The organism is Rhodococcus sp. LW-XY12, assembly GCF_019317345.1.
Lineage (GTDB): Bacteria > Actinomycetota > Actinomycetes > Mycobacteriales > Mycobacteriaceae > Rhodococcus > Rhodococcus pyridinivorans.
Genome location: NZ_CP079225.1, coordinates 1,823,959 through 1,837,216 on the forward strand (window position 1 = coordinate 1,823,959; position 13,258 = coordinate 1,837,216).

8 protein-coding genes are annotated in these 13,258 nt (G+C 69.0%); 7 read left to right on the forward strand and 1 reads right to left on the reverse strand.

What is annotated here, in order from left to right; all coding sequences use genetic code 11:
* The first annotated feature begins 2 nt into the window (after positions 1-2).
* From KXC42_RS08595 to KXC42_RS08625, 7 genes are all read left to right on the forward strand, one after another.
* Positions 3-2,036 (forward strand): cytochrome c oxidase assembly protein, encoded by a 2,034-nt coding sequence (locus KXC42_RS08595; protein WP_219130194.1) that lies wholly within the window; start codon positions 3-5, stop codon positions 2,034-2,036.
* 90 nt (positions 2,037-2,126) lie between these two features.
* Complete coding sequence (locus KXC42_RS08600; RefSeq protein WP_373922185.1) at positions 2,127-3,257, forward strand: lipase family protein; 1,131 nt, start codon at positions 2,127-2,129, stop codon at positions 3,255-3,257.
* 72 nt (positions 3,258-3,329) lie between these two features.
* Entirely contained in the window at positions 3,330-5,003 is a 1,674-nt protein-coding gene (ettA, locus tag KXC42_RS08605) for an energy-dependent translational throttle protein EttA (protein ID WP_006551119.1), read from the forward strand.
* Positions 4,996-5,418: a thioesterase family protein gene (locus tag KXC42_RS08610; RefSeq protein ID WP_019289031.1), complete on the forward strand. Its 423-nt coding sequence runs from the start codon at positions 4,996-4,998 to the stop codon at positions 5,416-5,418. Before ettA ends, KXC42_RS08610 begins: the two co-directional genes overlap by 8 nt.
* Before the next feature lie 140 nt (positions 5,419-5,558).
* Entirely contained in the window at positions 5,559-10,367 is a 4,809-nt protein-coding gene (locus tag KXC42_RS08615) for an NAD-glutamate dehydrogenase (RefSeq protein WP_219130196.1), read from the forward strand.
* Positions 10,368-10,370: 3 nt separating this feature from the next.
* Complete coding sequence (locus KXC42_RS08620) at positions 10,371-10,805, forward strand: thioesterase family protein (RefSeq protein WP_016691845.1); 435 nt, start codon at positions 10,371-10,373, stop codon at positions 10,803-10,805.
* 28 nt (positions 10,806-10,833) lie between these two features.
* Complete coding sequence (locus KXC42_RS08625) at positions 10,834-11,529, forward strand: hypothetical protein (RefSeq protein WP_082921035.1); 696 nt, start codon at positions 10,834-10,836, stop codon at positions 11,527-11,529.
* A 7-nt stretch (positions 11,530-11,536) separates the two neighbouring features.
* Here KXC42_RS08625 and KXC42_RS08630 read toward each other — a convergent pair whose 3' ends face one another.
* Positions 11,537-13,174 carry a glycoside hydrolase family 13 protein gene (locus KXC42_RS08630; protein WP_219130197.1) on the reverse strand — a complete coding sequence of 546 codons (1,638 nt, stop codon included), beginning with the start codon at positions 13,172-13,174 and terminating at the stop codon, positions 11,537-11,539.
* Positions 13,175-13,258: the final 84 nt, after the last annotated feature.

Here is a 13,258-nt window from a genome sequence, read left to right on the forward strand (position 1 = left end):
GCATGGCAACATCCGAGCTCGCGTCTCCCGCGCAGCCTCCGGCGCCCGCCCCCATGAGGGGAAACCCGCCGGCACTGCTGATTCTCTTCGGCCTCCTCGCCGCCCTCGTCGCGGCGTTCGCGGTCGGACTGTCCGCTGCGCAGGCTCTGGTGTTGCTCGGCATCCCCGATCCCGGTCCGCTCACCACCTACGGTCTCCCGGCGGTCCGCGCGATCTCCGAGATCGCGACGGTCATCACGATCGGCTCGCTGTTCTTCGCCGCCTTCCTCGTGCCCCCGCAGCGGAGCGGGGTACTCGACGTCGGCGGTTATCGCGCCGTGCGGACGGCGGGCGTCGCGGCGACGGTGTGGGCCGTGACAGCGGCGCTGATGGTGCCGCTGACCTTGTCCGACACTTCCGGCAGTCCGCTGAGTGAGGCCATCCGTCCGGAGAACCTGTTCTCGGCGTTCGGTCAGGTGGAGGTCGCGCTGGCCTGGGCCTGGACGACCGTGCTCGCGCTGATCACCGCGCTGCTGACCCGACTCGCAGTGCGCTGGTCGTGGACGCCGTATCTGTTGCTGCTGTCGTTCGTCGCCCTCATGCCGATCGCCCTGACCGGGCACTCCTCGTCGGGTGGTTCGCACGATATGGCGACCAACAGCCTCGTGCTGCACCTCGGCGCGGCGTCCGTCTGGGCCGGCGGGTTGTTCGCGCTGCTCGCCCATTCGATGCGGGGAGGGGAGCACACCGATGTCGCCGCCCGGCGGTTCTCCTTCGTCGCCGGACTCGCGTTCGTCGTGATGGCTGTCAGCGGCGTGATCAACGCCGCGGTCCGCATGTCGTTCGACGACCTGACGACCACCACCTACGGCAGGTTGCTGCTCGCGAAGACCCTCGCGCTGGTCCTGCTCGGCATCTTCGGCTGGGCCCAGCGACGCCGGGCGCTTCCGGCCCTCGAAGCCGACCCCACGAGCCGGTCCGCGCTCGTGCGGTTCACCCTCGTCGAAGCGTTCGTCCTCGCCGCGACCATCGGCCTGGCCGTGGGACTCGGCCGCACGCCCCCGCCGCCGCCGGCCTCGGTACCGACGATCCAGGAGGTCGAGCTCGGCTACCAGCTCGACGTACCGCCGTCGTTCGTGAGCCTGTTCTTCGGCCAGTGGCGCTTCGACCTGATCTTCGGCACGGCTGCTCTCGTGTTCGCCGCCGCCTACGCCGTCGGTCTGTGGACGCTGCGCAAGCGCGGCGACTCGTGGCCGGTCGGTCGGTCGATCGCCTGGTTCTCGGGTTGCTTCGTGCTGTTCGTCGCCACCAGTTCGGGCGTCGGGATGTACTCGCCGGCGATGTTCAGCGTGCACATGGGCGCGCACATGGCTCTGTCGATGCTCGCCCCGGTGCTCCTTGCGCTCGGCGGGGCGATGACCCTCGCCCTGCGTGCGTTCAAGCCGGCCGGCCGCAACGCCCCTCCCGGACCGCGCGAATGGATCCTCGAGTTCCTGCACAGCCCGCTGTCGCGCTTCTTCACGCATCCGATCGTCGCATCGGTGATGTTCGTCGGCGGTTTCTACGCGTTGTATCTCGGAGGGATCTTCACCGCGTTCATCGACAGTCACACCGCCCACGTCCTGATGAACCTGCACTTCCTGCTCAGCGGCTACCTGTTCTACTGGGTGGTGATCGGCGTCGACCCGTCGCCACGCGACCTGCAGCCCGTGACGAAGCTGGCGATGGTCTTCGGCTCGCTCCCGTTCCACGCCTTCTTCGGCGTGACCCTCATGAGCATGGGCACGGTGATGGCCGAGAGCTACTACCGCGGCCTGGCACTACCGTGGAACTACGACCTGTTCTCCGATCAGAAGGTCGGCGGCAGCATCGCATGGTCGGCCGGCGAGATCCCGCTCGTGCTCGTGATGCTCGCCCTGCTCGTCCAGTGGTCGCGCAGCGACCGGCGCACGGCGCGACGTGTCGACCGGGCCGCCGAACGCGACGACGACGCCGATCTCGCGGCACACAACGCGATGTTCGCCGAGCTGGCGCGCCGCGACCGCGAAGGCCGCTAGCCGCGCCGATCCGACGTGCACATCCTGTCGCGCCGCGGCGAATCGGACGAATACGGACGCCGCGGCCGGACGGTCCGTATCGTCCTCGGCGTGACCCGTACCACGCACGTCCCCGCCCTGCTGCTCGCCGGTGCTCTGGCACTGCTGACGACCGTCGTGTCACCTCCCGCGGTGGGCGCGAACCCGGCGCCGGGAAAGGTTGTCGAGGTCGCCACGCTCGACCCGGAATCGTCCCTGCCCGGGGCGTCCTCGGCTCGCGTCCTCGCCTACACCACGCAGTGGCGCGACGGCACCCCGACCACGGCGACCGGGGCACTGTTCGTCCCTCCCGGCACGCCGCCCGAGGGCGGGTGGCCCGTCGTCGCATGGGCCCACGGGACCGTCGGTCTCGACGATTCGTGCGCGCCCTCGCGGTTGCCGCGCACACCGCGCGACACTGCCTATCTCGACCACTGGCTCGGGCAGGGCTATGCCGTCGTGGCAGCCGACTATCCGGGCCTCGGGTCGGGCGGGCTGCACCGCTATCTGGACGGGCAGAGCGCCGCGAACAGCGTCATCGACATCGTGCGGGCGGGACGCGCTGTCGAACCGTCGCTGTCCGACCGCTGGGTCGTGATCGGCCAGTCGCAGGGTGGGCACACCGGTCTACACACCGCGCACGCTGCGACCTCCCGCGCGCCCGAACTGGACTTTCGCGGGACACTCACGACCGGCGCCCCGTCCAACCTCGAGTACCTGTTCCCGCTCGGATTCCCGGGCTTCCCCGATCTCGGTCTCGACGGGCTCACGGCGTTCGCCGCCTACATCTTCGCGGGTCTGCGCGACGCCGATCCTTCCCTGGACGTCGACGGATACCTCACTCCCCTCGGTCGCGAGGTGGTCGACGCCGCCGAGCGACTCTGTTACGACGAGCTGATGGACCGCTACGGCGAGATCGGCATCGGCGAGGTCCTTGCCCGTCCGCTGAGCGACGACCGGTTCCGCGCCGCCTTCACCGACTATGTCGCGGTGCCGACCCGTGGTTACGACCGGCCACTGTTCCTCGCGCAGGGTCTGCGCGATACGACGGTGCCCGCGCCGCTCGCGTTCGAACTGATCGGGGGCCTGTGGGCCGGGGGCGCGAACGCGCAGTTCCGGACGTACCCGACGGGGCATTCGGAGACGATGTTCGCGTCGCTGCCCGACACGACAGGCTTCGTCGCGGAGCTGCTGCGGCGCTGACGCGGGCGCGGCCCGGGCATCCCGTGGTCGCACGATGTGGGTTATCGACCGTCGACCGATACGCTGGTGGTCATGGCGGAGTTCATTTACACGATGAAGAAGGTGCGCAAGGCGCACGGTGACAAGGTCATCCTCGATGACGTCACCATGAGCTTCTACCACGGCGCGAAGATCGGCGTCGTCGGACCCAACGGCGCGGGCAAGTCGTCGATTCTCAAGATCATGGCCGGGCTCGATCAGCCCAGCAACGGCGAGGCCTTCCTCGATCCGGAGGCCACCGTCGGCATCCTCCAGCAGGAGCCGCCCCTCAACGAGGAGAAGACGGTCCGGGAGAACGTCGAGGAGGGCCTCGGCGAGATCAAGGTCAAGCTCGACCGGTTCAACGAGATCGCCGAGCTCATGGCCACCGACTACTCCGACGAGCTGATGGAGGAGATGGGCAAGCTCCAGGAGGAGCTCGACCACGCCAACGCGTGGGATCTCGACTCGCAGCTCGAGCAGGCCATGGACGCACTGCGCTGCCCTCCGCCGGACGAACCCGTCACCCACCTCTCCGGTGGTGAGCGCCGCCGTGTCGCGCTGTGCAAGCTGCTGCTGAGCAAGCCCGACCTGCTGCTCCTCGACGAACCCACCAACCACCTCGACGCCGAGTCGGTGCTGTGGCTCGAGCAGTTCCTCGCGTCCTACCCGGGCGCCGTGCTGGCCGTCACCCACGACCGGTACTTCCTCGATCACGTCGCGCAGTGGATCTGCGAGGTCGACCGCGGCAAGCTGCATCCCTACGAGGGCAACTACTCCACCTACCTGGAGAAGAAGGCCGAGCGTCTCGAGGTCCAGGGCAAGAAGGACCAGAAGCTGCAGAAGCGGCTCCGCGAGGAACTCGAGTGGGTCCGCTCCGGTGCCAAGGCACGGCAGACGAAGAACAAGGCGCGTCTGGCCCGCTACGAGGAGATGGCAGCCGAGGCCGAGAAGTACCGCAAGCTCGACTTCGAGGAGATCCAGATCCCGACGCCGCCGCGTCTGGGCAACGTCGTTGTCGAGGTCGAGCACCTCGACAAGGGCTTCGACGGCCGTGTCCTGATCAAGGACCTGTCGTTCACGCTGCCGCGCAACGGCATCGTCGGTGTCATCGGTCCCAACGGCGTCGGCAAGACCACGCTGTTCAAGACCATCGTCGGTCTCGAGGAGCCCGACAGCGGCACCGTCAAGGTGGGCGACACGGTCAAGCTGAGTTACGTCGACCAGAACCGCGCGAACATCGACCCGAAGAAGACGGTCTTCGAGGTGGTCTCCGACGGTCTCGACTTCATCGAGGTCGGGCAGAACGAGATGCCGTCGCGCGCGTACGTGAGCGCGTTCGGGTTCAAGGGTCCCGACCAGCAGAAGCCGGCCGGTGTGCTCTCCGGTGGTGAGCGCAACCGCCTGAACCTGGCGCTCACGCTCAAGGAGGGCGGCAACCTGATCCTCCTCGACGAGCCGACCAACGACCTCGACGTCGAGACCCTGTCGTCGCTCGAGAACGCGCTGCAGCAGTTCCCGGGTTGCGCCGTCGTGATCTCCCACGACCGCTGGTTCCTCGACCGCACCTGTACCCACATCCTGGCGTGGGAGGGCAACGTCGAAGAGGGCAAGTGGTTCTGGTTCGAGGGCAACTTCGAGGCCTACGAGGCGAACAAGATCGAGCGTCTCGGAGCCGATGCGGCACGTCCGCACCGCGTCACGCACCGGAAGCTCACGCGTGACTGAGCGCAACGGCCACCGGCCCTACCGGTGCCCGGTCGAGGTGCGCTGGGGCGACTCCGACCGGCTCGGGCACGTCAACAACGCCAAGGTCGTGGAATACCTGCAGGAAGGGCGCATCAAGTTCTTCCGGAGCGAGCTGCCGGCCCGCGATGCCGTCGTGCTCCGGAAGATGGACGTCGAGTTCCTGCGTCCGATCAAGGATTCCTCGGCGCCGATCGAGGTCGAGACGACGGTGCTGCGTCTCGGCACGAGCTCGTTCACGGTGCGTCAGACGATCCTCGACCGGGACGGCGTGGTGTGCGCGGTCGCCGACACCGTGCTCGTCGGCTTCGATCCCGAGACCGACACGTCGCAGCCGTTGACAGACGAGGTACGGGCGGTGCTCGACCGGCACCGCGCCGTCACGCCCACCGGCTGAGCGGGTACATCCTGTCGACCGGCCCGGCTGTTACCCGACCCGCCGGTTCCGACCCCCCGATTGCGCGCCGCGGATAGGCTCGATCACGAGTCCGTCCGCGGCGCGCGGAGTATCCGCCCGACAGAGCAGGAAGGGTGTCGATGGCCGATCCGGCTGTGGTGCAGACAAATGCAACGGACAGCGATGCCTCTCCCGAGGCGGTCCTCGAGCGGATCTATCAGAGCTCCGGAGAGTTCACCACGGACCACGGCGCGGCCGCGTTCGAGCACGTCCGTCTCGGTCGTCGCCGCGCACCGGGCACCGCTGTCGTCGGTGTGCGCCGCACCGAGGGCATGGGTGTCGCCGTACAGATCGTCACCGACGACATGCCGCTGCTCGTCGAATCGGTGCTGGCACTGCTGTCCCGGCTGGGTGTCTCGGTGGCGACGGTCATCCACCCCGTCCTGTCTGCGCGCCGCACCGCCGAGGGCGACCTCGAGCGCCTGGCCGACGAAGGCGGACGGGCCTCGGGTGGAGTCGCCGAATCGTGGATGCACATCGAGTTGCGCGGGCCCGTCGACGACGAATCGCTCGAGGAGATCGATCACGGCCTGCGGCGCGTACTGTCCGATGTGCGGCAGGTGGCGTCGGACTCCGGGAAGATGCACGCCCTGCAGCGCGACCTCGCGGACGCGCTCGACGGCCTGGCCACCGATCCGCCGGCGCACTACACGGCCGACGAGCTCACCGAGACCGCCGAACTGCTGCGCTGGTTGAGCGGCGGGAACTTCACCCTTCTCGGCTACCGGCGCTACGACTTCGTTCCCGACGGCGGCGACGACAACGTGCGCGCGACGCCCGTGCCCGGCAGCGGCCGGGGAGTGCTGCGCACCGATGCCTCGGTCGCGGACCCGCTCGACCTGCCCGGTGAGGTCGGCACGTGCCGTCGCCCGCTGCTCGTGCTCACTCAGGGCGCGCTTCCCGCCACCGTGCACCGTTCCGTCTATCCGTACTTCGTCGGCGTCGCCCGGCTCGACGCCGACGGCGCGCTCGTCGGGGAGGATCGTTTCCTCGGTGTCCTCACCGTGACCGCTCTGCACGAGAACATCCTCGACATCCCCGTGGTCTCGCGCCGGGTGCGGGAGATCGTCGCGCGGGCGCGGGTCGAGCTGTCGTCCTACAGCGGCCAGGCGATGCTCGAGATCATGCAGACGGTGCCCCGCGCGGAACTGTTCTCCATGGACACCGACACCCTCTACGAGACCGTCACGGCGGTGGTCGACATCCGCAGGCAGGTGCGGTTGTTCGTCCGCGTCGACACCTACGGGCGGTACATCTCGTGCCTCGTCTACCTGCCGCGCGACCGCTACACGACGAAGGTGCGCGTGGCGATCCAGGACATCCTGTTGCGCGAGTTCGGTGGCGGCGTACTCGACTACACCGCGCGGGTATCCGAACGTGACCTCGCGTTGCTGCACGTGACGATCCGTTTCTCCGGGCGCGCACGTCGCGAGGTGGACACCTCCGAGGAGAACCGCCTGCGGATCCAGGCGATGCTCGCGGAAGTGACCCGCAACTGGGCCGATCGGCTCGGTGAGGCGGCGGCCGCGACCGGCGATCTCGATCCGTTGCTGGTGCAGCGGTACGCCGAGGTCGTGCCCGAGGCGTACAAGGAGGACTTCGGCTCCGAACGTGCCCTGGACGACCTGCGGCGTCTGGAAGCGCTCGACTCCGGCGATCTCGACACGCACCTGTACCGTCCGGGTTCCGACGATCCGTTGTCGTTGCGTTTCACCCTGTACATCGCCGACGAGACGGTCACCCTCGGCCGGATCCTCCCGGTGTTGCAGAGCCTCGGCGTCGAGGTCGTCGACGAGCGGCCCTACCGGCTGCCGCGATCGGACGGAATCGAGTGCGGGATATACGATTTCGGACTCTGCCTGCCCGAGGACATCGAGCACGGCATCGTGGAGGCCGATCCGACCCTGGCGGATCGTCTCACCGACACCTTCACCGTGGCCTGGCGGGGGGCGGTCGAGACCGACCGGTTCAACCAGCTCGTGCTGCGTGCCGGGCTCACCTGGAAGCAGATCGTGCTTCTCCGCGCCTACGCGAAGTACTTGCGCCAGACCGAATTTCCGTACAGCCAGTACAACATCGAAGGTGTGCTGCTCGGCGCCCCCCACACCGCGGCGCTGCTCGTCGGGCTGTTCGAGTCCCGATTCGATCCGGAGAACGCCTCCGCCGAACGCGAACAGCAGATCGCCGAGGAACTCACGACGACGATCGCAGAGGTGACCGCCCTGGCCACCGACCGCATCCTCCGGGGACTGTTCTCGTTGATCCGTGCGACCCTGCGCACCAACTTCTACGTGGCCGGCGGTATCGGGCACGAGCGCCCCGACGGCCGGGCGTTGTCGCTCAAGTTCGATCCGCGACGGATCGCCGAACTACCCCAGCCGCGACCGGCTTTCGAGGTGTTCGTCTACGCCCCGGGCGTCGAGGGCGTCCACATGCGGTTCGGTCCCGTCGCCCGCGGTGGTCTGCGCTGGTCCGACCGCCGGGAGGACTTCCGCACGGAGGTGCTCGGCCTGGCCAAGGCGCAGGCCGTGAAGAACGCGGTGATCGTGCCCGTGGGTGCGAAGGGCGGCTTCGTCGTCAAGCACGCCCCGCGTCCGACCGGTGACGCCGAGGCGGACCGGCGCGCCGTCCGCGAGCGTGGCGAGCGGTGCTACCGGTGCTTCATCGCCGGTCTGCTCGACATCACCGACAACCTCGACGCCGCCCGCAACGACACGGTCCCGCCGCAGCGGGTCGTGCGTCACGACAACGACGACCCGTATCTCGTGGTGGCCGCGGACAAGGGCACCGCGTCATTCTCCGACCTCGCGAATTCCGTTGCGGCGGAATACGGCTACTGGCTCGGCGACGCGTTCGCGTCAGGTGGCTCCGCCGGTTACGACCACAAGGAGATGGGCATCACCGCGCGCGGTGCATGGGAGAGCGTCCGGCGTCACTTCCGCGAACTCGGATCCGACCCGCAGACGGACGATTTCACCGTCGTCGGCATCGGTGACATGAGCGGTGACGTCTTCGGCAACGGCATGCTGCTCAGCCGGCACATCCGGCTCGTCGCGGCCTTCGACCATCGGCACATCTTCCTCGATCCCGATCCCGATCCGGAGCGGTCGTTCGAGGAGCGGCGCCGGTTGTTCGAACTGCCGCGGTCGTCGTGGAAGGACTACTCGACCGAACTCGTCTCGGCCGGGGGCGGGGTGTGGGACCGGACGGCCAAGTCGGTGCCCGTCGGTCCCGAGGTGCGTGCGGTGCTCGACCTGCCCGACGACGTCACCGCACTCCCACCGCCCGAACTGATCCGCGCGATCCTGCGCGCACCCGTCGACCTGTTGTGGAACGGCGGTGTCGGCACCTACGTGAAGGCGTCGACGGAAACCCATGCGGACGTGGGGGACAAGAGCAACGACGGCGTGCGCGTCGACGGGCGGGAACTGCGTGCCCGGGTCGTGGGCGAGGGCGGCAATCTCGGTGTCACGCAACGCGGCCGCATCGAGTTCGCGCGCGCCGGCGGAAAGATCAACACCGACGCGATCGACAACTCGGCCGGCGTCGACAGCTCCGACCACGAGGTCAATATCAAGATTCTCCTCGACGCTATGGTGACCGCCGGCGAACTCGCGGCGGAGGACCGCAATCCGCTGCTCGCGTCGATGACCGACGACGTCGCCGAACTCGTTCTCGCCGACAACATCTCGCAGAACGCCGTGCTCGGACTCGAGCGGGTCGTCGCGCCGTCCCTGCTGGGGGTGCACCGTCGGATGCTCGCAGCCCTGGAACTCGATCGTGGACTCGACCGCGGCCTCGAGGCCCTGCCCGACGAGGCCGAGTTCGATCGTCGTGAAGCGGCGGGGGAGGGATTGACGTCGCCGGAGCTGGCGCAGCTCCTCGCCCACGTCAAGCTCGCCCTCGTCGACGACCTGCTGGCCACGGACCTGCCCGACAACGAGACCTTCGCGTCGATCCTGCCCGCCTACTTCCCGCCCGCTCTGCGCGAGCGGTTCCGGGCCGGAATCCGGGCGCATCCGCTGCGTCGGCAGATCGTTGCGACCATGCTGGCCAACACCACGGTCGACAACGGCGGCCCCACCTACGTCTACCGGCTCGCCGAGGAGGCCGGGGCGACGGCGACCGACGCCATCCGCGCCTACACCGCCGTCACCACCATCTTCGGGCTACCGGCCCTGTGGGACGAGATCCGGGCCGCCGGGCTGCCTGTCGACATCGAGGACGACCTGCTGCTCGAATCCCGCCGCGTGCTCGACCGAGCGTCGCGCCGGCTCCTCGCCACGCGACCGCAGCCCCTCGCGGTCGGTGCCGAGATCAGCCGTTACCGCGATGCCTTCGCGCGTCTCGCACCGCGGGTCGCGGACTGGATGCGCGGGCACCACGCCGAGGACTTCCTTCGTCGTACCCGCCCGCTCCTCGAACGAGGAGCACCGGAGGAGCTCACGGGCGTCGTCTTCCGGCTCCTCGACCAGTTCCCGCTGCTCGACGTCATCGACATCGCCGACATAGAGCAGCGCGACGAGGCGGAGGTCGCCGATCTCTACTACGCCCTCGACGCGCGTCTCGGCGTCGACCGCCTGCTCACGGCGGTCTCCGGTCTCGAGCGGGGCGACCGCTGGCATTCGCTGGCACGCCTCGCGCTGCGCGAAGACCTGTACGGCTCGTTGCGGTCGCTCGTCCTCGACGTGCTCGCCGGCGCCGAACCCGGGGAGTCGACCGAGGAGATGATCGAGGACTGGGAGTCGTCCAACGGCTCCAAACTCGTCCGTGCGAGGGCGGCGCTCGACGAGATATTCGCGTCTGGAAGTCTGGACCTCGCCACCCTCTCGGTGGCGGCACGACAGATCAGGGGCATGGTGCGCACGCGCGCATCCGATCGGAGGTAACGAGTGAGCGGTGCGGGCGAACAGTTCGGTTTCCACACCGAGGTGATGGTGCGGTGGTCCGACATGGACGTCTTCCAGCACATCAACCACGCGCGGATGGTCACCCTCCTCGAAGAAGCGCGGATCCCGTGGCTGTTCGCCGACGGCCGCCCCACCCGCGATCTGCGTGAAGGCGCCGTCATCGCCGACCTCCACGTCCGCTACCGAGGGCAGTTGCGCCACGACGACGGTCCGCTCGACGTGCTGATGTGGACCGAGAAGGTGCGGGCCGTCGACTTCACGATCGGGTACGAGGTGCGGCCGGGCGGTGCCCCGGTCGACTCGGCGCCGGCGGTGGTCGCGTCCACCCAGATCGCGGCGTTCGACATCGAGACCCAGCGCCTGCGCCGGCTCAGCGACGACGAACGCGAGTTCCTGCGTCAGTGGCAACGAAACTGACGGTGGCACCGCAATTGACGAGGCCGACGTGACCGACGACCGGATCCGACGTGCAGAGCGCCTCCTGACGCTCGCCGACCCCGACGACAGCGTCGACCTCGCCGCATTCCTGGCCCGGGCCGCGCGTCTCGACGAGGCTGCCGTGGTGCGGTTGCGCCGCCGCGGCGACGGATTGCTCGGTGTGTGGACACGCACCGGTTTCGAGGTGCTCGCCGGACGCGTCGTCCGCGGAACCGTGGCTCCGGCCGACACCTGCGTGGCCGCCGAGTCGCTGCGGGCCGCGCTCCTCGCCGGGTCCGAACCGCGCACCGAGGTCGACCCGGGCTGGGCGATGGATTCCGCCTGGCGCGGCGCACTTCCACCCGACGACGGCTACGTCCACGTCGACGACGTGCCGGCACGGATCCTCGTCGCACTCGCGCAACGCGGCGTCGCGCTCACCCGCGAGCACGGCGCGCAGGGACCGCCGGCGTCGTTGCTCGCCCAAGAGGTTCTCGAGGTGAGCGGTGCCGGGACGACCGTGGGGGTGCCGATGCGCATGGTGTTCGCGCTCGGTGCGATGGGCTTCGTGCCGGGTGCCGGTCGTGACAGCGTCGACTCGACGGGTATCGATCCCGCCGAGGTGGTCCGGGTCCGGGCGTCCGCCACCTGGATGCGCCTCGACGCCCGCTTCGGGTCGGTCTATCTGCGCCGCGGCGGGGGGCTCGGTCTGAGCGTCCTCTGAGGGAGCCTCACGCCAACCAGGCGGCGGTGTCCGGTGGCAGTGCGTGTCCGGTGAGCGGCGCACTCGCGAGCAGCACCTCGCCGGGAGGCAGATCGACCGCGACGTCGCCGGCGTTGAGAACACAGGTCAGGCCGTCGGAACGGCGGAAGGCCAGGCACCCCGCCGGGCTTCCGTACCAGCCGATCCCACCGCCCTCGGATCGCCTTCGCTCCGTGCTGATAGATCGCCTTCGCTCCGTACGGATCTCGATCGCCTGGCGGTACAGCGAGAGCGTCGAGCCCGCATCCTCGAGTTGCTTCTCAACGGTGAGCGCCGACCACTCCGGCGGCTGGGGCAGCCACGCGGACCCGGCGGAGGTGAACCCGAAGGGCGGTGTTTCGCCCTCCCACGGCAGCGGCACGCGGCATCCGTCGCGTCCGCGCTCGGTGTGGCCGGATCGCTCCCAGACCGGATCCTGCAGCACCTCGTCGGGCAGGTCGACGTTCGGCAACCCCAGTTCGGCACCGTTGTAGACGAACACTGCTCCCGGGAGCGCGAGGGCGACGAGGATCATCGCGCGTGCCCGCGCGAGCCCGACCTCACCGCCTCCGTACCGAGTGACCTCGCGGTCGACGTCGTGGTTCGACAGCGTCCACGTCGGTGAGGCATGCACCGCCGTCACCGCCGCCAGGCCCTTCTCGATCGCGTCGCGGACGGCGTCGGCGTCCCAGTCCGACAGCGTCAGGTGGAAGTCGAAAGCGAGATGCAGTTCGTCCGGGCGCAGGTACTCGGCGAACCGTTCGTGGTCGTCGACCCAGATCTCACCGATCGCCACCGAGTCCGGATACTCGTCGAAGACCCGCCGGATGCGGCGGTGGATGTCGTGCACCTCGGGATTGTTGAACCGAGGGTCGGCGGGGGAGTGCCCGAGCAGTTCGTTGGTCTCCCACCCCTCGTGGTCGGGAAGATCTGCGGGCTTGGCCATCCCGTGGGCCACGTCGACCCGGAAACCGTCCACGCCCCGGTCCAGCCAGAACCGCAGGGTCTTGTCGAGGTCCTCGACGACCTCCTCGTCGTCCCAGTTCAGATCGGGCTGCCCGGGAGCGAAGACGTGCAGATACCACTGACCGGGCGTGCCGTCGGGTTCGGTGATGCGGGTCCAGGCCGGCCCGCCGAAGACGCTCGGCCAGTTGTTCGGTGGTGCGCTGCCGTCCGGTTCGCGCCCGTCGCGGAAGTGGAAGCGCCGGCGTTCACGGCTGCCCGGCCCGGCTTCGAGCGCGGCCCGGAACCAGCGGTGCTCGACGCTGACGTGGTTCGGCACGAGGTCCATCACCACCCGGATGCCGCGCGCGTGGGCGTCGGCGACCAGCGCTTCGAGATCGGCAATGTCCCCGAACAGCGGGTCGATGTCGCGAGGATCGGAGACGTCGTAGCCGTGATCGGCCATCGGTGAACGCATCACCGGGTTGAGCCAGATCGCGTCGACACCGAGCAGTTCGAGATAGCCGAGGCGGCTGCGCACCCCCGCGAGGTCGCCGATGCCGTCACCGTTCGCATCGACGAACGAGCGGGGATAGACCTGGTAGAAGACCGCGTTGCGCCACCACGGCGCCGTCGGGTCGCCTCGTCCGGGGGTCGGTGCTGCGGGGTGGGCCACGGGACTCATCGTGTCAGACGACAGGGCGAAAGGCAGGGCGAACGTGGCCGCGGCCGTTCCGTCCGGGCCTGCCCGCATGATAGGACGAACGGC